At 74.7% G+C, this 18,839-nt stretch carries 14 protein-coding genes, 1 other RNA gene and 3 pseudogenes; 11 read left to right on the plus strand and 7 right to left on the minus strand.

What is annotated here, in order from left to right:
- From ABT085_RS28270 to ABT085_RS28280, 3 genes and pseudogenes are all read left to right on the plus strand, one after another.
- Positions 1-1,106 (plus strand): annotated as a pseudogene (locus ABT085_RS28270) (hypothetical protein); the annotation flags it as partial.
- Positions 1,106-2,788, plus strand: a complete 1,683-nt coding sequence (locus ABT085_RS28275; protein ID WP_351613778.1) for a nitrite/sulfite reductase — start codon at positions 1,106-1,108, stop codon at positions 2,786-2,788. The pseudogene ABT085_RS28270 and the gene ABT085_RS28275, both read left to right, overlap by 1 nt.
- On the plus strand, positions 2,785-3,285 hold the full coding sequence (locus ABT085_RS28280; protein WP_351613787.1) for an RNA polymerase sigma factor: 501 nt from the start codon (positions 2,785-2,787) through the stop codon (positions 3,283-3,285). The genes ABT085_RS28275 and ABT085_RS28280 overlap by 4 nt, the downstream gene beginning before the upstream one ends.
- A 349-nt stretch (positions 3,286-3,634) precedes the next feature.
- Here ABT085_RS28280 and ABT085_RS28285 read toward each other — a convergent pair whose 3' ends face one another.
- The gene (locus tag ABT085_RS28285; RefSeq protein ID WP_351613789.1) at positions 3,635-5,116 is read right to left on the minus strand and encodes an MmgE/PrpD family protein; all 1,482 of its coding nucleotides are present in this window, start codon (positions 5,114-5,116) and stop codon (positions 3,635-3,637) included.
- A 129-nt stretch (positions 5,117-5,245) separates the two neighbouring features.
- Here ABT085_RS28285 and ABT085_RS28290 point away from each other — a divergent pair, with 129 nt between their 5' ends.
- From ABT085_RS28290 to ABT085_RS28310, 5 genes are all read left to right on the plus strand, one after another.
- A complete protein-coding gene (locus tag ABT085_RS28290; protein WP_351613792.1) occupies positions 5,246-6,136 on the plus strand; it encodes a class I SAM-dependent methyltransferase in 891 nt (296 codons plus the stop codon).
- A gap of 121 nt (positions 6,137-6,257) precedes the next feature.
- Complete coding sequence (locus ABT085_RS28295) at positions 6,258-7,199, plus strand: diacylglycerol/lipid kinase family protein (RefSeq protein WP_351613794.1); 942 nt, start codon at positions 6,258-6,260, stop codon at positions 7,197-7,199.
- 112 nt (positions 7,200-7,311) lie between these two features.
- Positions 7,312-7,740, plus strand: coding sequence for an organic hydroperoxide resistance protein (locus ABT085_RS28300; protein ID WP_152888105.1), 429 nt, complete (start codon positions 7,312-7,314; stop codon positions 7,738-7,740).
- Between the two features lie 40 nt (positions 7,741-7,780).
- Positions 7,781-8,992, plus strand: coding sequence for a cytochrome P450 family protein (locus ABT085_RS28305; RefSeq protein ID WP_351613798.1), 1,212 nt, complete (start codon positions 7,781-7,783; stop codon positions 8,990-8,992).
- Positions 8,993-9,044: 52 nt separating this feature from the next.
- The gene (locus ABT085_RS28310) at positions 9,045-10,490 is read left to right on the plus strand and encodes an MFS transporter (RefSeq protein ID WP_351613801.1); all 1,446 of its coding nucleotides are present in this window, start codon (positions 9,045-9,047) and stop codon (positions 10,488-10,490) included.
- A 234-nt stretch (positions 10,491-10,724) separates the two neighbouring features.
- On the opposite strand, the gene rnpB is transcribed toward ABT085_RS28310, so the two are convergent.
- The 4 genes and pseudogenes from rnpB to ABT085_RS28330 form a co-directional block, all read right to left on the minus strand.
- Positions 10,725-11,138, minus strand: an RNA gene (gene rnpB / locus ABT085_RS28315) — RNase P RNA component class A.
- Between the two features lie 115 nt (positions 11,139-11,253).
- Positions 11,254-12,033 (minus strand): annotated as a pseudogene (locus tag ABT085_RS28320) (DMT family transporter); the annotation flags it as partial.
- 19 nt (positions 12,034-12,052) lie between these two features.
- On the minus strand, positions 12,053-12,880 hold the full coding sequence (locus ABT085_RS28325; protein ID WP_351613804.1) for a helix-turn-helix domain-containing protein: 828 nt from the start codon (positions 12,878-12,880) through the stop codon (positions 12,053-12,055).
- A gap of 215 nt (positions 12,881-13,095) precedes the next feature.
- Entirely contained in the window at positions 13,096-13,287 is a 192-nt protein-coding gene (locus ABT085_RS28330) for a hypothetical protein (protein WP_351613820.1), read from the minus strand.
- On the opposite strand from ABT085_RS28330, the pseudogene ABT085_RS28335 reads away from it, so the two are divergent.
- Positions 13,264-14,424, plus strand: a pseudogene (locus ABT085_RS28335) (FAD-dependent monooxygenase); the annotation flags it as partial. The gene ABT085_RS28330 and the pseudogene ABT085_RS28335 sit on opposite strands and share 24 nt — an antisense overlap.
- Positions 14,425-14,481: 57 nt before the next feature.
- Here ABT085_RS28335 and ABT085_RS28340 read toward each other — a convergent pair.
- Positions 14,482-15,963, minus strand: a complete 1,482-nt coding sequence (locus ABT085_RS28340) for an RNB domain-containing ribonuclease (protein WP_351613807.1) — start codon at positions 15,961-15,963, stop codon at positions 14,482-14,484.
- A 297-nt stretch (positions 15,964-16,260) separates the two neighbouring features.
- Here ABT085_RS28340 and yaaA point away from each other — a divergent pair, with 297 nt between their 5' ends.
- Both yaaA and eda read left to right on the plus strand, forming a co-directional pair.
- Positions 16,261-17,061 carry a peroxide stress protein YaaA gene (yaaA, locus tag ABT085_RS28345; protein WP_351613810.1) on the plus strand — a complete coding sequence of 267 codons (801 nt, stop codon included), beginning with the start codon at positions 16,261-16,263 and terminating at the stop codon, positions 17,059-17,061.
- Positions 17,062-17,153: 92 nt separating this feature from the next.
- Positions 17,154-17,831, plus strand: a complete 678-nt coding sequence (eda, locus tag ABT085_RS28350; protein ID WP_351613815.1) for a bifunctional 4-hydroxy-2-oxoglutarate aldolase/2-dehydro-3-deoxy-phosphogluconate aldolase — start codon at positions 17,154-17,156, stop codon at positions 17,829-17,831.
- Here eda and ABT085_RS28355 read toward each other — a convergent pair.
- A partial coding sequence (locus ABT085_RS28355; protein WP_351613817.1) for a histidine phosphatase family protein occupies positions 17,806-18,839 on the minus strand: 1,034 nt, incomplete at its 5' end. The genes eda and ABT085_RS28355 overlap by 26 nt on opposite strands.

Consider the following 18,839-nt stretch of genomic DNA (forward strand, 5'->3'; position numbering starts at 1 on the left):
ACCCTACACCACGCTCTCCCTATCTGACCGGGGCGGCCGGCGGCGGGCCCCGGCCCGCCGCGGCGGCCCGGCCGGGCACCCCGGTGGTGCGCGAGCTGCACCTCAACGGCCGGCACGTGCCGGTCATGGTGGTGCCGAACCGGCCCGGTCTCAACCTGGTCGGCATCGGCGTCGACGGTACGCAGAAGGCGGCGGCCGGAACCGACCGCGAGCGGCTCACCGCCGGGACCGTACGGGCGGGCAGCGCCCAGCGGTGGACGACGGTGAACCTGCCCCGCGGCCGGAGCCGCCTGTGGATCTCCGCCGCGGGCGCGACGGGCTCGTTCACGGTGGACACCGGCACCCGGACCGCCGCACCCACGGCACTGCGCGGGGCGGACGCCCCCGAATGCGCGGCGGCCGCCGCCGGCGAGCTGGCCGCGGGCCTGGACCGGCCGCTCACCAGCTGCCCCTCGGACCGGCTGACCGAGGCGGACCGCTCGGCGCTGCGCGCCGTCGTGACCTTCCTGGCCGGACGCGGCACCCGCACGGCGGCCCTCGTCGGCGACGACTCCCCGCGCGGCCGGGCCGCCGCCGCGGAGGTGCGTACCGCCGCGGCGGCCGCCCGGATCACGCTCGCGGCACCGAGCACGGGACCGGTCACGGCCTCGGCGCGTCCGCTGATCGTGGTGGCGGGCTGGCAGCGGGCCCAGTCGGTCCTGCAGGACGTGGCCGCGGGCCGGATCCGGTCGCAGGGCAGCTACCTCGCTCCCTGGCTGCTGACCCGGTCGCTGCTGACCCCGGCCGCCGGCCAGATCATTCCGCTGCGCTTCGCGCCGCGCACCGGGATGCCCATGACCTACGCGAGCGCGCTGGCCGCACGGCTGCCGGGCGAGTACCCGTCGGCGACCGGCTACGAGGCCTGGCGGCGGGCCTCCGGCGCTGCGATCCGGGCCGACGCGGATCCGGTACGGCTGTACGCCACCGCGGTGATGTACATCCCCGGCTCCCCGCTGTCCGGCCCCGGCGCGGGCGGACACCACCACGGCGGCGCGACCGACGTGGACTGGCTGCCCGACGGAATGATCGCCCCGGTGGCGGGGCCGTTCGAGGAGAAGGGGGCGTGATGGCCACGGGCCCGGCGCCGAAGCGGCGCACACCGGACAAGGCGCGCGACGAGGGCCAGTGGGCGCTGGGCGGGCGGACCGCCCTGAACGACAACGAACGGATGAAGCAGGCCGAGGACCCGCTGCGGGTGCGCGAACGCATCGAGAACGTGTACGCGCAGCGGGGCTTCGACGCCATCGACCCGGACGACCTGCACGGCCGGTTCCGCTGGTGGGGCCTCTACACCCAGCGCCGGCCCGGCATCGACGGCGGCCGTACGGCGCTGCTGACGCCCGAGGAGCTGGAGGACTCGTACTTCATGCTGCGCGTCCGCTGCGACGGCGGCGCGCTCGACCTGCGCCAGCTGCGGGCGATCGCGGAGATCTCCACCCGCTTCGCGCGCGGCACCGCCGACATCACCGACCGGCAGAACATCCAGCTGCACTGGGTGCGGATCGAGGACGTGCCGGAGATCTGGCGGCGGCTGGAGGCCGTGGGCCTGTCCACCACGGAGGCGTGCGGCGACTGCCCGCGGGTGGTCCTCGGCAGCCCGGTCGCGGGAGTGTCCGCGGACGAGGTGCTGGACGCCACCCCGGCCGTCCGGGAGATCGTCGACCGCTATGTCGGCGACCCCTCCCTGTCCAATCTGCCGCGCAAGTTCAAGTCCTCGGTCTCCTGGCTGGCCGACCTCCCCTACCAGGCCAACGACATCTCCTTCCTCGGGGTGGAACACCCGCTGCACGGACCGGGGTTCGACCTCTGGGTGGGCGGCGGCCTGTCGACCTCGCCGCGGCTGGCCGAGCGGCTCGGTGCCTGGGTGCCGCTGGCGGAGGTGCCCGAGGTGTGGGTCGCGGTGACGCGGCTCTTCCGGGACTACGGCTACCGCAGGCTGCGCAACCGCGCGCGGCTGAAGTTCCTGGTCGCCGAGTGGGGAGTGGCGCGCCTGCGGCAGGTCCTGGAGACCGAGTACCTGCACCGGCCGCTGCTGGACGGCCCGCCGCCCCGGCTCCCGGCCGCCCCGGTGGAGCACACCGGGGTGCACCGGCAGCGCGACGGCCGCCATTACGTGGGGGTCGCGCCGGTGGTCGGGCGGGTCTCCGGCAAACAGCTCGCGGCGCTGGCCGACACCGCCGAGGCCCACGGCTGCGGACGCATCCGGCTGACCGCGTACCAGAAACTGCTGGTACTGGACGCGGTGGATCCGGAACCGCTGGTCAAGGACCTGCGCGGGATCGGCCTGGAGGCGGAGCCCTCGGCCTGGCGGCGCTCCACCATGGCCTGCACCGGCATCGAGTACTGCAAGCTGGCCATCGTCGAGACGAAGGCGCGCGCCGCGGGCCTGGTCGAGGAGCTGGAGCGGCGGCTGCACGGCCTGGACGTGGAGATGAGCATCACGCTCAACGGGTGCCCCAACGCCTGTGCCCGCACCCAGATCGCCGACATCGGCCTCAAGGGCCAGCTGGTGACGGACGCCGACGGCCGGCAGGTGGAGGGGTTCCAGGTGCACCTCGGCGGCGAGCTGGCGATGGCGGCCGACCGCACGGCCGGGTTCGGCCGCAAGCCACGGGGGCTGAAGGCCACCGCCGTGGAACTGCCCGACCTGGTGGAGCGGCTCGCCCGGCAGTACCTGGCCGGGCGTTCCGGTCCCGGCGAGACCTTCGCCCGCTGGGTCACCCGGGTCGACGAGGAGGAACTGCGGTGATCACCCCCGCCACCCCCGCACTGCGCTGGCAGCAGCTCCTCCACCACCACGACCGCATCCACCGGCTGGCCCGCTCCCGGCTGCGCGGTGCGGCGGAGGCGGAGGACTGCGCCCAGGAGGCGCTGCTGCGGGCGGCCGCGTTCGACGCGCTGGACGAGAGCCGCATCGGCCCGTTCCTGACCTCCGTCACCCTGCGGCTGTGCACCGACGTGCACCGCCGGGAGGAACGCGCGCGGCGGCTGCTGCGCCGGGTGCTGCCGGGGGATCCGACCGGCCCGGAGGAGGTGGTCTGCGCGGAGGCGGAGGACGCGTGGATGCTGCGGCAGGTGGGGCGGCTGACCGGCCTGGAGCGGGAGGTGATGCTGGCGCGCCGCGAGGGGATGAGCACGCGCGAGTACGCCGCCCGCAACGGCGTCTCGGCCAAGGCCGCGGAGGGCGCGTACACCCGGGCACGGGCCCGGCTGCGCCGCTGGTACGCGGGCAGCCTGACGGGCTGACCCGGACAGCCCGTCAGACTGCCCTCCGGCACCCCGGCGACCCGGCAACCCGGGCACCCCGGCGATCCGGGCACGGCCGCGCCCTGCGACCCGGGCGCTCCGCCGGCCTCGGGGACCCGGCACCCTGGCGACCCGGCACCTCGACGACCCAGGCACCGCCACGCCCCGGCGATCCGTACGGCCGGAACCCACGTTCCCTTCCCGGCCGCGCCCGCGCCCCTCGTCCCGGCCGGAGCCCGGCGGGCCCCGACCTCGTCGGACCCGGCCCCTGAGACCAAACCCCGTAGGCCCAGCCCCCGTGAGGCCCGGCCCCGGAGGGTCAAGCCTCGCGGGGGCCGGGCCTCTGTTGTCAGGAGAGGGCCGCTTGCAGGAGTCCGGGGAGTTCCTCTGCGGGTACCCGGGCCAGCTCGGCCAGCCGGTCGGCGACGTCCTTGCGGCCGCCGGTGGCCAGGAACTTGTCCCGGACGAGCTGGGCCACCGGCGTGCCGTCCGTCGCGCCGACACCGCCCACCGGTACGTCCTGCTGCCGGGTCGCCGTACGCCCGTCACGCAGGCGGACCGTGACCCGGGACGGCGTCACCTTGCGCGCCTCCCTGAAGTCCCGGCTGGGCGGCGGCAGTTCGCCCACCAGGTCGACCAGCCACCGGCCGTCGCCCTGCCAGCGGGACCCGAACCCGGCAAGCCACTCGGGGGCCCGGTCGCCGGCCTGCCGCAGCGCCTGCCCGAAGGGCACCAGGCTGTGGAAGAGGTCGTACGTCATCCGCTCGTCCAGCACGACCCGGATGCGGTCGGCCAGCTCCCAGCGTTCCGGATCGGTCAGCGCGGGAGCGGCGAAGTCCGCGACGGTCAGCTCGCCGGTCAGCAGCGTCGTGGCGAGCAGATAGGGCAGCGCGAACACCAGGGCGCCCACGGGTGATTCGGGGCCGCGCATCCGCTGCTGCGCCCACTGGTCGACCAGCGCCGTGTAGAGCGAGGTGGCGACCTCGACGGACTCCACGTCACGGGCGTGCACCGGCCCCAGTTCCCGGTACAGCTCGATCCCGCAGTCCACCGCCGTGTCCATGCCGGGGCCGCCCGGATGCACCTTGAAGGAGGTGGTCCGGGTGTGCCAGCGCTCGCCGAGCCCCTCGGTGACGGCCCCCGGCACCGGCAGTTCGGCGAACGCGTGCAGGAACCCGTCGGGGTTCTCCAGCAGATCGCGGCAGCCGGTGAACCCGGCGTGCGCCGCGTCGCAGGCGTCCAGCCCGGCCGCCACCGGTGTCGCGGCGCTGAACACCTTGGAGTCCCCGCCGAGGAACCCGGCGACCACGGTGCGCGGCGGCAGGCCGAGGCCCAGGCCGAGCGCGTCCGCCCACAGGTCCGCGGAGGCGCCCTCGCCCCGCAGCCGGCCGGCGACGGCGCCGGTGACATGGCTGTACGCGGCGGTCTGCCCGCGGAACGGGCCCAGGGTCACGGCGGCGGTCACCCGCGCCGCGCACTCGGTGGCGACGACGACGGACGTCAGCAGTCCGGCCCCGTCGAGCCCCTGCCCGGCCGCGTAGGCCATCGGGACGGCGACCGTCGAGTTGGACAGGTGCCCGGCGAACGCGGTGTCGTCGAAGTGCAGCCACGAGCCGAGCCCGGCCAGCACGTACGCGGACCGTCTGCTGTCCTGCTGGAGCGGCTCGCCGAAGCCGTCGACGAGCCGGCGGCCCAGCGGATGGGCGGCGCCGTACCGGATCGCCGCGCACTGGGAGATGATCTGCAGCCCGGCCAGCTCCACGACGTCCTCGGGAAGATCGCGGAAGCTCGCACCGGCGGCCCAGGCCGAGAGTTCTTCAGTGAGGGTCATGCCCCGTATTACGCCGCCGCCCCCGTCGGCCCCCGCAAAGCGGTGGATATGAGGGTGGCCGGACACGGGCGCGTAAAGCGGTGGGGCGGCCACCGCCGTCCGCGCATCCTTCACGTGAAGGGGACACCCGTGCTCATCCCACACCAGCCCTCCCGCATGAAATCCGGCCTGGCCAGCAACACGGCCCAGCTGACCGCGCGCATCCGGGCCGTGGACGCGGCGCTGGAGCCCGGCCGGCGCCTGCTCGCGGACCAGTACGCCCGCTTGTTCATCCCCGGGATGCAGTTGCCGGACAGTACCGCCGAGGCGGACCGGTGGCTGATCGACAACGCCTGGCAGGAAGGCCCGTTCTTCGCCATCGTCCTGCTGCGCCAGCGCTGCTTCGAGGACATGCTGGAGCGGGCCGTGGCCGCCGGGGTCCGCCAGGCCGTGCTGCTCGGGGCCGGCTACGACTCCACGGCGCTGCGGCTGACCGGCCACGCCGACCTGCGCTGGTTCGAGGTCGACCACCCCTCGACCCAGGCCGACAAGCTCGCGCTGCTGAGCCAGGCCGGCATCGACACCCCCCAAGTCGGCTATGTGCCGGTGGACTTCGAGGCCGGCGCCGCGCTCGGCGCCGCGCTCGCCGAGGCCGGGTTCGACGCCTCGCAGCCGTGCGTGGTCGGCTGGCTGGGCGTGACCCTCTTCCTGCGGCCCGAGGCGTTCCGGCACACGCTCGCGGAACTGTCGGGCCTGTGCGCGAGCGGCAGCACCCTCGTCTTCGACTACATGGACCAGTCGGTGATCGACGGTACGACGCCGTACGCCGCGGCGCTGTCCAAGGCGCAGGAGGTGGGCGCCCGCGGCGAGCCGTACCTGACCGGACTCACCCCGCAGACCGCCGACGAGGCGGTGCGGCAGGCGGACTTCTGGCCGGCCGAGAAGCTGCGGATACCGGATCTGCTGCGCAAGTACGGCGGTCCCGACCCGTATTGCAGCGCCGACGACTTCATGGGCGTGGTGGTGGCCGAACGCGACTGAGACTCGAGTGGTTCCCGAGCACCTCGTCAGTAGCCTGTCACCACTGACGGTCATCGTGTAGGCACCCTGCGGAACGCGGGGACGGACAGCGGGACGGACAGCTCACGCCGGAGGAGGGCGCATGACGCGGGACCGGCGGGCGCGGACCGGGCTGCTGGTCGCCAACCCGCTCGCGGGCAGCAGGAGTTCCGGGCTCATCGAGGCGGTGGTACGGCACAGCGCGCGCTGGCTGGAGGATCTGCGCGTGGTGCACACGGCCCACCGTGGCCACGCGGAGCAGCTCGCGGCCGCCACCGCCGGCACGGGGACCGAGGTCCTGATCGCGGTCGGCGGCGACGGCACCACCCGCGAGGCCGCCTCCGGTCTCGCGCGGGCCCACCGCAGGCGGCCGGGATCGCCAGGCGCCGCGCTGGTGAACGTGCCGGCCGGTACCGGGAACTCCTTCTACCGCGAGATCTGGTCGGACCGTCCCTGGCAGGACGCGCTGGACTCCGCCCTCTGCGCGGGCGACTCCCGGGTCCGCCGCGTCGATCTCCTCCAGGTCCGCGAGACCGGAGCCCCCGTCGTCCTCGGTGCGGGCTCCGGGCTCGTGGCCGAGGTGACGCACGCGGCCGCCCGGCACGCGGACGTCACCGGCCGGGAGCGCTACCGGCGGACGCTGGACGAGGCACTGCGCCGCGCCCGGCCCTACCGCGGCCGGATACGGGTGGACGGCGCCCTCCTGTACGAGGGGGACATCCATCTGACGAACATCGGCGGCGGGCGCTACCGGGCCGGGCACTACCAGCTGCTGCCCCGCTCGGTGCCCGACGACGGCCTGCTCGACATCTGCGTGATGACCGATGGATCACATCTGGCCGAATTGCTCGAACTCAGCCGTAGCGCAGCCCACTTGGACCGTCCTGGCGTACTTTACGCCCAGGGCAGGGAAATCGTTCTGGAGCGTGTCGACGGCGAGCCGCTCGTACTGGAGTACGACGGCGAACCGGACACCGGAACCCGTACCCGCTGCACCATCGGCATATCGGCCGGCGCGCTGCCGGTCCTCGCACCCGCTCCGTGAGCGGGCCCGCGGGACCGCGGCCGGCTCCTCGCGACCGACACCCCTGCGCATCACCGATCCGCAACCAAGTCCGCACCCAGATCCGCACCCAACGGAAACCGAAAGGCAAGTCATGCCCATCCAGCACACCGACGTTCTGCTCTACACCGGCGTCGTCACCGCGGAGAGCGGCCGTGAGGGCCGTGTGTCGTCCGACGACGGCAAGCTCGACGTCACCGTGAGCCAGCCCAAGGAGCTCGGCGGAGCCGGTCGCGGCACCAACCCCGAGCAGCTCTTCGCCGCCACCTACAGCGCCTGCTTCCACGCCTCCATCGCCATCGTGGCCGACATGGAGAAGGTCGACATCACCGGCTCCAGCGTCACCGCGCGCGTCGCCATCGGCAAGAACGACGACGGGTTCGGCATCATCGCCGACCTGACGGCGCACCTGCCCGGCGTCGAGCCGGCCGTCGCCCAGAAGCTCCTGGACAAGGCGCACGAGATCTGCCCGTACTCCCGCATGACGCGGGAGGGCATCGAAGTGAGCCTTCAGGTCGGCTGACCCGGCGCAGGCCGCGGGGAGGGGAACGGACATGGTGAGCATGGCGGCGCAACCGCCCGTCACGGATCTGCTGGAGCTCAGCCCGGAGTTCGTCAGCAACCCGTATCCGGTGTACGAGAAGCTGCGCCGGCAGGCTCCGGTGCACCACGTCAGGACGCCCGACGGCGACGACGTGTGGCTGGTGGTCGGCCACGAGGCGTGCCGTGCCGCGTTCACCGACCCGCGGCTGAGCAGGGAATGGCGCCGGTCCGGGCGGATGAGCCAGATCAAGAGCACCGATCAGGACGATCCCAATCTGGCCCATCTGCTGATGGCCGATCCACCGGACCACACCCGGCTGCGACGGCTGGTCTCACGGGACTTCACCCCGCGCCGGATCGCCGCGCTGGCACCGCGGGTCCAGCAGGTCACCGACGAACTGCTGGACGCGATGCTGGCCGGTCCGGACCGGCGCGCCGACCTGGTGGAGGCGTTCGCCTTCCCGCTGCCCATGACCGTGATCTGCGAACTGCTCGGTGTCCCCGAGCTGGACCGGGACGCGTTCCGCGGCTGGTCCAACCAGGCCATCGCGCCCACCAGCGGGCCCGAGCAGGCCGCCGCCTACACCGAGCTCACCGCGTACTTCACCCGGCTGATCGCGGACAAGCGCGGCAGGCCCGGCGAGGACCTGCTGAGCACGATGATCCACGCGGTGGACGAGGGCGGCGACCGGCTCTCCCCGGACGAGCTGATCGGGATGTGCAGCCTGCTGCTGATCGCCGGGCACGAGACCACCGTCAACCTGATCTCGGGCGGGATGCGCGCGCTGTTCGCCCATCCCGATCAGGCGGCCCTGCTCCGTGCCGACCTGGACGGGCTGATGGACGGGGCCATCGAGGAGATGCTCCGGTACGACGGCCCGGTGGAGACCTCCACCGGCCGGCTCGCGGTGGCCGATGTCGAGATGGGCGGGGTGCTGATCCCGTCCGGCGCCACCGTGCTGATCGTCATCGCCGACGCGGGCCGGGCCCCGGAGCGGTTCGAGGACCCGGACCGTTTCGACATCCGCCGTGACGCCCGGGGCCATATCGCCTTCGGTCACGGCATCCACTACTGCCTGGGTGCCCCACTGGCCCGGATGGAGGGCCGCATCGCCCTGCGCGCCCTCCTCGAACGCTGTCCCGGCCTGGCGCTCGACGCGGACCCGGCCACGCTGCCGTGGATGCCGGGCATGCTGATGCGCGGCGTACGAAAGCTTCCGGTGCGCTGGTGACGGCCGCCTCCGACCCCGCCCCCGCGGCACCCCCCAGACCCGGAGACCGAGCATGACCGAACTCTCACCGTCCCAGACGAAGGCGGGCCCGGACCCGTCGTGGGACGACCGTTCCCCACGCAAGCTGACCCTGCTCCTCGGGGTCGCCTGTGCCGTGCAGTTCCTCGACTCGATGGACATCGCCAGCATCGGCCCGGCGCTGCCGCTGGTCCAGGACGATCTGGACATCTCCGCCGCCGCACTCCAGTGGGTGGTCAGCGCGTACGCGCTCGGCTTCGGCGGACTGCTGCTGCTGGGCGGCCGGCTCGCCGACCTCTACGACCGCAGGAAGCTCCTGATCGGCTGGCTGGTGGTCTTCGCGATCGCCAGCTGCGCGGGCGGCCTGGCGGACAGCGGGCTGGTGCTGAGCCTGGCCCGGCTGGTCAAGGGCATCAGCGCCGGCATCACCGCGCCGGTGGCGATGGCGGTCCTGCTGGACGCCTTCCGGGACGAGGCCTCCCGCAACAAGGCCCTGGGCACGTACATGGCCGTGGCCGCGACCGGCTACTCCCTGGGGCTGGTGTTCGGCGGCGCGCTGGCGGGCACGTCCTGGCGTCTCATCCTGTTCCTGCCCGCCGTGGTCGGCATCGCGGTGGCGGTGCTCGCGGCCTTCGTCGTCGAGGGCGGCCGGTCGGACCGGACCCGCGGCCGGATCGACACGCTCGGCGCCCTCACCGTCACCACGTCGGCGATCTGTCTGGTGTACGGCTTCAGCCGGGCCGCCACCGACGGCTGGGGTGACTCCTGGACCGTCCTCACGCTGATCGCCGCGGCCGTGCTGCTCGGGCTGTTCCTGCTGGTCGAGCGCCGGCACCCCGACCCGCTGGTGCCGTTGTCGATCTTCCGGCGCCCGCAGCTGGCGCGGGCGAACATCTGTCTGCTGTTCGTCGGCGCCTACGTGGCCTTCCAGTTCGTGCTGATGCTGTACTACCAGGACGCGCTGCACTGGTCACCGCTGGAGTCCGGGCTCGCCTTCCTGCTCGGCGGAGTGCTGACCGGGGGCACGTCCCGGTACGCGGCGACCCTGGTCACCCGCTACGGCGCCTGGCCGGTCGGCGCGGCGGGCCTGCTCATGCTGACCGGCGGCTATCTGGCCTGGGCGCTGCTGCTGGGCCACGCCCCCACCCTGCTCGTCATGTTCGTCCAGCAGGTGCTGGGCGGCCTGGGCTTCGCCGCGGCCTACCCGGCGCTGAACATCGCGGCCGTGGGCCAGGCCCGCGAGGACGAACAGGGCCTGGCTTCGGGCCTGTTCAACACCAGCCAGCAGATCGGCAACGGAATCGTCGTGGCGGTCACCGCCACCGCCCTCACCCTCAACACGGACAGCGGGCTGGGCGGTTACCGCGCGGGACTGTGGACGGTCACCGCCGTCACCGGCCTGGTGACGGTCCTGGCGGTGGCGGGGGGCTTGCGCTACCGGCGCCGCGACCAGGGCGCGCCGGCGGTCGGCGGTGCCTGAACCGGCCCCCACCGGCGGGCCGGACGGTGCGCCGGTGGGCCGCCCCTGAGAGACCGGGGTGACGACCACGAGGGCGGGCAGCGCGCGACCGACCACGGTCCGCGCCGCCCGCCCTCGGTCGTTTCGGACCCGGCCGGAACGCGCCCCCTGCGGAGCCCGGTCCGGGCGCGCGAGGGCGGCCGGACGGTCCGGTCGGGGCGAGGAGATCCGCACCTGCTCGGGAGCGGAGAGCGGCAGACGAGTCGGGCTGTACGCCGGGTTCTGTCACCCGGTCGCCTCGCGGCGGCCGGGGAGACGGCCATCCATCTAGGGCCGGCGTTGCCGCCGGCCTCGTGCGGTCTACCCGCGGACTCGGGCGGGCAGCCCTCGGTCGTCCGCGCAGAAGCGCCTTTCATATCCGAAAGGCGTTTCCTTTTGACCTTGCTCCGGGTGGGGTTTACCTAGCTGCCCAGGTCGCCCTGGGCACTGGTGGTCTCTTACACCACCGTTTCACCCTTACCGGGGACCGAGGTCCCCGGCGGTCTGTTTTCTGTGGCACTGTCCCGCGGGTCACCCCGGGTGGCCGTTAGCCATCACCCTGCCCTGTGGAGCCCGGACGTTCCTCGGGAAGCCCCTAAGGGGACTCCACGCGGCCGTCCGCCCGGCTCGTCTGCCGTGTGGACCATGCTACCGGGCGCCGGTCCCTCTTCGGTCCCGCCGCCGTCGCCAGCACCGAGCCCGCCAGGATCAGCAGGAAGGCGGCCAGGACTCCCGCCGTGAGGCGCTCGTCCAGGAAGGCCGCGCCCGCCGCCACCGCGACCGCCGGGTTGACGTAGGTGATGACCGTCGACCGGGTCGGGCCGACCTCCTTGATGAGCTCCAGGAAGGCGACGAAGGCCACGGCCGTGCAGATCACGCCCAGGCCCGCCAGGGCCGCCAGGACCTCGGCCGAGGGCATCACGGCGGGCCGGCCGGCCACGGCGGCGGGGGCGTAGACCAGGGCGGTGAGGATCAGGCAGGGGGTGATGAGCTGGAGGGTGGGGATGTCCTTCAGGCGGCGGGCGGCTATCAGGGGGGCGGTGGCGTAGCCGATCACGGTGAGCAGCACCTCGGCGAGGGAGCGGGCGTCGCCGCCCGTCAGGTGCGGGACGGTCAGGACGCCGACGCCGGCCAGACCGAGGACGAGACCCGCGATCCGGCGTACGCCCAGGACCTCCGCGTCGCCGAAGAAGCGGGCCGCGACGACCCCGACGATCGGGACGCCCGCGATCAGCAGTCCGGCGGTGGAGCTCGACAGATGCCGTTCGGCGTCCGTCAGCGTGAACCAGGGGCCCATGATCTCGATGCACGCGAAGGCCAGCATGGGTGCCCAGTGCGCCCGGACGGTGCGGACCAGACCGCCCTGCCGGATCGCGAAGGGCAGCAGGAGCAGGGCGCCCAGCGCACAGCGCGCGAACACCACCGTGGCCGGGGAGAGGTCCTCCACCGCCACCTTGATCAGCAGATAGGGGATGCCCCAGACCACTCCCATCAGGGAGAACAGAAACCAGCCGCGTGCAGTCATACGGCGAGTGTCGGCCCGGTCAGCACCGACTGTCTTGAACGCTGTTGCGGTACGCCGCCGGGGTCACCCCCAGCACCCGGCGGAACCACCGGGTGAGGTGCGCCTGGTCGGCGAAGCCCACGAGCGGGGCGACCTCGGCCGGGCGCAGTCCGGATTCCAGCAGGCCGCGGGCGCGGGCGACCCGGTACTGGGCCAGCCAGGCGTACGGCGGCACTCCCATCGCCGTACGGAAGGCCCGTAGCAGCTGGTAGCGGGACAGGCCCAGGCCGGCGGCGAGGTCGGCGAGGGAGGGCGGGGCGAGGAGTTCGTCGGCGAGGCGGTCGCGCACGAGGTACGCGATCCGGTCGGCGCCGGGGACGGTGTCGTCGGCCGCGCGGGCGGTGGAGTGGCGCCGGGCCAGGGCGGTGAGCAGCCAGGGCAGCCGGGACTCGGTCTCCAGCGGGTCGGGGCAGCGGCTGAGCTCGGTGTGGGCCAGGCGCAGGGCCGCGGCCAGTTCGGGGTCGTCGAGGACGGGGTCGCGGAAGTGCGGCAGGCCGGTGCCGAGGACGCCGTCGGCGAGCAGGGACGGCAGCGCGTACAGGGCCCGGTAGGCGTAGCCGTCGGTGCTGTTGGCGGGGCCGCCGGTGTGCATCTCGCCCGGGGCCAGGACGACGATGGCGCCCGGCCCGTTGTGGATGTGGCCGCCGCGGTAGTCGATGATCTCCGAGCCCCCGACGCAGACGCCGACGGTGAACTCCTCATGCGCGTGCGGGGCGTAGACGTGCTTGTCGAAGGAGGCGGTCAGCAGGTCCAGCGGCGGCCCGCCGCGGCCCAGCCGTGTCCGTGTCCACAGCGCTTCCTCGGCCACCCGGCACCCCCTTCATCCGTCCGGCACCCTGAAGGCTGCCCCCGCCCGTCCGGCGGCGATCCCCCGGCCGCCCCACGGATGGTGCAACGTCCGCGCACGGCGGATCCATGCCGCCGCGGGGGCACGGATTCCTGGCCGGGGCGGCTCGGGTGCCGTGGCCGGGAGTGCGGCTTCGGGCGCGCCGGGCACGGCACGTCGGTGCGGCGTGCCCGGTGTCAGCCGGCCCGCAGGCCCGCGACCGCCCGCTCCAGCGCGTCGAAGGCGGCGTCCAGCCGCGCCCGGTGGTCGTCGGCGAGGTCGGCCGCGCGCTCGCCCGCGAGCAGACGTCTCGCGGAGGTGAGGTAGACCGTCCGGTAGGCGGCGACGGTCAGGGCCGCGATGCCCTGGAACGGCTGCTCGCCGGGCACGCGGACGGCCTCGGGGTCGAGGTGCGCCGGGGCGTCGAGCTGACCGGCTTCGACGCCGACGACGACGGGGTGACGGTGCGTCTGGCACCGGCCGACGGGACGGCGCCCGGCACGGTCCGCGCGGGCTAGCTGGTCGGCTGCGACGGCGGCCGCAGCACCGTGCGCAAGCTCGCCGGGTTCGACTTCCCCGGCACCGCCCCGGAGATCACCGGCTATCAGGCCATGGTCACGCTGACCGGCGCCGAGGGGCTCGGGAGCGGCTGGCACACCACGGCCACCGGCACCTACGCCCACGGCCCGATGCCCGGCCGCGTCCTCGCCGTCCGCTTCGACGGGCCGCCCGTGGACCGCGGCGCGCCCGTCACCGCCGAGGAGCTCCAGGACAGCCTGCGCCATGTGTCCGGCGTCGACGTCACGGTCACCGGGGTGCGCACGGCGACCCGCTTCACCGACAACTGCCGTCAGGCGAGCAGCTACCGCGCGGGCCGGGTACTGCTCGCGGGCGACGCGGCGCATGTGCACTCGCCGTTCGGCGGGCAGGGGCTGAACCTCGGCATCGGGGACGCCATGAACCTCGGCTGGAAGCTCGCCGCGGCGGTGCGCGGGTGGGCCCCGGCGGACCTGCTGGACTCCTACACCGCCGAACGGCACCCGATCGGCGCCTGGGTGCTCGACTGGACACGGGCCCAGATCGCGCTGATGCGTCCCGAGTCGCACGCGCGCGCCCTGCACGCGGTGGTCACCGACCTCGCGGGGACGGTCGACGGCACCACCCACCTGGTCAAGAAGATCTCCGGCGTCCGGCAGCGCTACGACCTGCCCGGCGGTCATCCGCTGGTCGGACAGAGCGCCCCCGACCTGGAACTCGCCGACGGCGGCCGGCTCGCGGACCGGCTGCACGGCGGGCGCGGTCTGCTCCTCGACCTCGCCGACGACCCCAAGCTGCGGGCGCGCGCCGACGGCCACGGCGACCGGGTCGACGTCGTCACCGCCGGCTGCGCCGCCCGGCCGGACCTCGCGGGGCTGCTGGTGCGTCCGGACGGGTACGTCGCCTGGGCGGCGGACGCCGGCACGGCCGACGGGGACGGCCTCGCCGACGCGCTCACCAGGTGGTTCGGCGAGCCCGCCGGCTCCTGACCGGGGCGCACCGCGGCACGGGGGCGGGCGGCACGCGGACCGGCGGAACGGGGGCCGTCAGGCCGGGACGAAGCGTACGTGCGGGGCGAGCGGGTCGGCGTGGGTGAGGCGGACCCGCAGCCGCTCCCCCAGCGGCAGGGGCTCGCCCCGCTCGTCCTCGATCCGCCCGACCACCGCCGGATCCGCCAGCCGAACGGTTCCCACGGCCGGCCGGTGCTCCTCGACGTCCACCACACAGCCGTCGAAGAGGTCCCCGACCCGGTCGGCGAGCACCGCGGCCTCGACGATGTCGACACAGGCGCGCTCCACCGCGGCCGCGCGCCGACTGCCGTCCCGCATCCGCGCGGGCAGCGCGTCCAGGGCGGCGAGCACCCAGTCGGGCGGCGCCTGGCCCGCGCCGGCCGCGAGGCAGAGCTCGGAGGCGTACCGGTCGGCGAGCCGGCGCAGCGGGGCCGTGCAGTGGGCGTAGGGCGCGGCGACCGCCGCGTGGGTGGCGACGGCGGGGAGGCCGCCGTCCCGGAACACCGTGTAGCCCGCGCCGCGCAGCAGGGTCGTGCACTCCTGGAGGAAGGCCGCGTGCCGCGGCAGGTGCGGGTCGAGGGTGCGGATGAGCGCCGCGTACGAGACATGGTGCGGCCACTCGATGTGCAGGGCGTGCGCGGTACGGCGCAGCCGGCCGACGTCCCCCACTCTCGAATGCGCTCGATCGGGGGGACCCCCATCGTCCGGCGCGACGGGCAGGGTGCGCAGCACGCCGGTGCCGTACAGCAGCATCAGGTCGGCCGCCGTCATGCCGGTGAGCAGGGAGATCTGGGCGTTCCAGGTCTCGACGGGGAGCGGGGCGCGGTAGGTCGGCCGGTAGGTGTGGTCGTATCGGACGATCTCCTGCTCGGGCACGTCGAGGGAGATCCCGCCGCGTTCCGCCTCCAGCCGTAGGCGCAGTCGTCCGACTGTGCTCAGCAGCGCGAGGGGCTCCTCGGCGGTACCCGCGTCGATCTGCCGCTGCACGCCCGCGTAGTCGAGTGCGGCCCGGCTGCGCACGCGGGCCCGGCGCACGTCGGCGACGAGCTTGCGGCCGTCCGCGTCGAGGTCGATCGTCCACAGCACGGCCGGGCGCACCCGGCCCGGGAGCAGGCTCGCGGCGCCCTCGCCGAGCGACGGCGGGTGCAACGGGATGTGCCCGTCCGGGAAGTACAGCGTCGTCACCCGCCGCTGGGCCTCCGCGTCCAGCGCTCCGCCCGGTACGACGAAGCCGGCGACGTCGGCGACGGCGTAGCGGACGCGGTAGCCGGTGGCCGTCCGGGACAGGTGCAGTGCCTGGTCGAGGTCGGCGGAGCCGGGTGGGTCGATGGTGCAGAAGGGGATGTCGGTGGCGTCGATTCCGGACGGCGCGGGGGTCGCCGCCGCCGCCCGGTCCGCCTCGGCCAGGACCGCGGGCGGGAAGCCCTCGGGCGTGCCGAGCCGGGCACGCAGCGCGGTGAAGGCGGCCCGCAGCGGGGCTTCGGGGGCACCGGGCACGCGGATGGGGCGGCGAGGCATACAGCGAGCGTAGGGCGGGGGCAAGGGGGCGGCATCCGGACATCCGCCGGGCCCCCCACCCGGACATCCGCCGGGCCGGCCGCCCGGCCTTCCGACCGCGCTGCTCCTGCCCCCGGCCCTGCGTCCCGCCTCCCGGCCCTGCCCCCCTGCCTCCCCGCCTCCCGGCCCTGCCTCGCGCCTCCCGGCCCCCGCCTCCCGGCGCCTGCCCGTTTGCCTTCGCGGACCGCGGCCGTACGCCGTCCCGGCCGCTCGCCCGAACGCCGTACGCTGGCGCCGAGCTCTATCGAAGGAGTACGTGTGCTTGTCCTGCTGCCCCCGTCCGAAGGCAAGGCCGCTTCCGGCCGCGGCGCCCCGCTGAGGCCGCAGTCGCTGTCGCTGCCGGGGCTCACCGCCGCCCGCGAGGCCGTGCTCGACGAGCTGGCCGAGCTGTGCGCGGGCGACGAGGACAAGGCACGCGAGGTGCTCGGCCTGAGCGAGGGCCTGCGCGGCGAGGTCGCCAAGAACGCGCGGCTGCGGACGGCGGGCGCGCGGCCGGCCGGGGAGATCTACACGGGTGTCCTCTACGACGCCCTCGACCTGTCCTCCCTCGACGCGGCGGCGAAGCGGCGGGCCGCGCGTTGCCTGCTGGTCTTCTCCGGGCTGTGGGGCGCGGTCCGGGTGACGGACCGGATCCCCTCCTACCGCTGCTCCATGGGCGTGAAGCTGCCCGGACTCGGGGCGCTGAGCACGTACTGGCGTACGCCGATGGCGTCGGTGCTGCCCGAGGCGGCCGCGGACGGGCTGGTGCTGGACCTGCGGTCGTCCGCGTACACGGCGGCATGGAAGCCGCAGGGCGAGGTCGCCGGGCGGACCGCCACCGTGCGCGTGCTGCACTCCCAGGTGGTGGACGGGGTGGAGAAGCGGTCGGTGGTCAGCCACTTCAACAAGGCGACCAAGGGGCGGATCGTACGGGGCCTGCTGACCGAGGGGATCGCGCCGAAGGACCCGGCCACGCTGGTGGAGGCGCTGCGCGACCTCGGGCACGTGGTGGAGGCGCAGCCGCCCGCGAGGGCCGGGCGGCCGTGGGCGCTGGACGTGGTGGTGACGGAGATCCACTGAGCCACACCGGGCGCTAGAGCCGCACCGGGCGTTGCATTGCAGTATGTGCAACGCTCTTTGCGCAGAGTGCGCGCCATGGGCAGGATGAGGCCATGACCTCGCCACCGCCCTCCCCTTCGGCTGCCCCGGTACCGGTGCCCGCATCGGTGCTGGATCTCGCACCCGTTCTGCCGGTGGTGGTGCTCCAGGACGCCGCCGACGCCGTACCGCTGGCGCGGGCCCTGGTCGCGGGCGGGCTGCCGGCGATCGAGGTGACCCTGCGGACCCCGGCCGCCCTGGACGCGATCCGCGCGATCGCCGGGGCGGTGCCGGACGCGGTGGTCGGTGCGGGCACGGTGATCACGCCGGAGCAGGTGCGGGCGTGCACCGCGGCCGGGGCGGGCTTCCTGGTCAGCCCCGGCTGGACGGACGTACTGCTGGCGGCGATGCGGACGTCCGGCGTGCCCTTCCTGCCGGGGGTGTCGACCGCCTCGGAGGTCGTGGCTCTGCTGGAGCGCGGGGTGCGGGAGATGAAGTTCTTCCCGGCGCAGGCCGCGGGCGGCACGGCCTATCTGAGGTCGCTGGCCGGTCCGCTGCCGCAGGCCCGGTTCTGCCCGACCGGCGGGATCGGACCCGAGTCGGCCCCGGAGTACCTGGCGCTGCCCAACGTCGGCTGCGTGGGCGGAAGCTGGATGGTCCCGGCGGATGCGCTGGCGGTCCGGGACTGGGCCCGGGTCGAGCAACTGGCCCGCGCCGCGGCGGCCCTCAGCGCAGGTGGGACGTGTCGTTGAAGAGCCGCACGCTGGCGTTGCCGTCCGCGTAGTACGCCACCGCCGACAGGGAGGCCGCCGACAGCTCCATCCGGAACAGGGACTCGGGCGGGGCGCCCAGGGCGAGCCGCAGCAGCGTCTTGATCGGGGTCACATGGCTGACCAGCAGCACCGTACGGCCCGCGTGGGCGGCGACCAGCCGGTCGCGGGTGGCGGCGATCCGGACGGCGGTGGCCGCGAAGCTCTCGCCGCCGCCGCTGGGCGCGGCCTCGGGGTCGGCGAGCCAGGCGTCCAGGTCCTGCGGGTGGCGCTCCCGGACCTCGCCGAAGGTGAGCCCTTCCCAGGCGCCGAAGTCGGTCTCCCGCAGCCCGTCGTCGATCGTCACGTCGAGACCCAGGCGGGCGGCGACGGCCGCGGCGGTCTCCCGGGTGCGGGCGAGCGGGGAGGCGACGATCGCCTGGATCGTGCCGCGCCGCAGCAGCGCGGCCGCGACGCGCTCGGCCTGCTCGCGCCCGGCGGCGGAGAGCGAGGGGTCGGTGCCGCCGCTCCCGGAGAACCGCTTCTGCGGGGTCAGCGGCGTCTCCCCGTGCCGCAGCAGCACGAAGGTCGCCGGTGCGCCCATGTCGGCGGGGGCCCACCCGGGCGCGGGCACGTCACGGACGGCACGGGCGGCACGGACATCGGCGGCGGCTTTGACGGCACGGTCCTGCACACCGTGACCCACACCAGACGCGCCAGGCGTGCCGGCGGGAGGGACGGCGACGGGCGTGTCGGCAGGCACGGCGGGCGTGGCGGGCGTGACAGCGGGCACGGCGGGCGTGGCGGCAGCTGCGGACGCAGCCTCAGCCCCAGCCGCACTGGCAGCGGCGCCGGGCGCACCGGCAGCCGAGGCAGGCGCCCCGGTCGCGGCGGCAGGCGCTCCGGGGCCGGCCGGGGACGCGGCCGTCGCGGCGGCGGCCGACCCACCGGCAGCGGCGCCGACGCCGGTACCGGCGTCGCAGATAGGAAGAGCGGGCGGGTGGGAAAGAG

It is taken from the genome of Streptomyces sp. NPDC002265 (genome assembly GCF_040296125.1).
In the GTDB taxonomy this organism is placed as follows: domain Bacteria; phylum Actinomycetota; class Actinomycetes; order Streptomycetales; family Streptomycetaceae; genus Streptomyces.

What these genes read in the sequence shown, in the direction of transcription:
- ABT085_RS28275 (WP_351613778.1), top strand. Translation starts at nt 1,106, where the DNA reads ATGGCCACGGGCCCGGCGCCGAAGCGGCGCACACCGGACAAGGCGCGC.
- ABT085_RS28285 (WP_351613789.1), bottom strand. Translation starts at nt 5,116, where the DNA reads ATGACCCTCACTGAAGAACTCTCGGCCTGGGCCGCCGGTGCGAGCTTC.
- ABT085_RS28295 (WP_351613794.1), top strand. Translation starts at nt 6,258, where the DNA reads ATGACGCGGGACCGGCGGGCGCGGACCGGGCTGCTGGTCGCCAACCCG.
- ABT085_RS28300 (WP_152888105.1), top strand. Translation starts at nt 7,312, where the DNA reads ATGCCCATCCAGCACACCGACGTTCTGCTCTACACCGGCGTCGTCACC.
- ABT085_RS28305 (WP_351613798.1), top strand. Translation starts at nt 7,781, where the DNA reads ATGGCGGCGCAACCGCCCGTCACGGATCTGCTGGAGCTCAGCCCGGAG.
- ABT085_RS28310 (WP_351613801.1), top strand. Translation starts at nt 9,045, where the DNA reads ATGACCGAACTCTCACCGTCCCAGACGAAGGCGGGCCCGGACCCGTCG.
- ABT085_RS28340 (WP_351613807.1), bottom strand. Translation starts at nt 15,963, where the DNA reads ATGCCTCGCCGCCCCATCCGCGTGCCCGGTGCCCCCGAAGCCCCGCTG.
- eda (WP_351613815.1), top strand. Translation starts at nt 17,154, where the DNA reads ATGACCTCGCCACCGCCCTCCCCTTCGGCTGCCCCGGTACCGGTGCCC.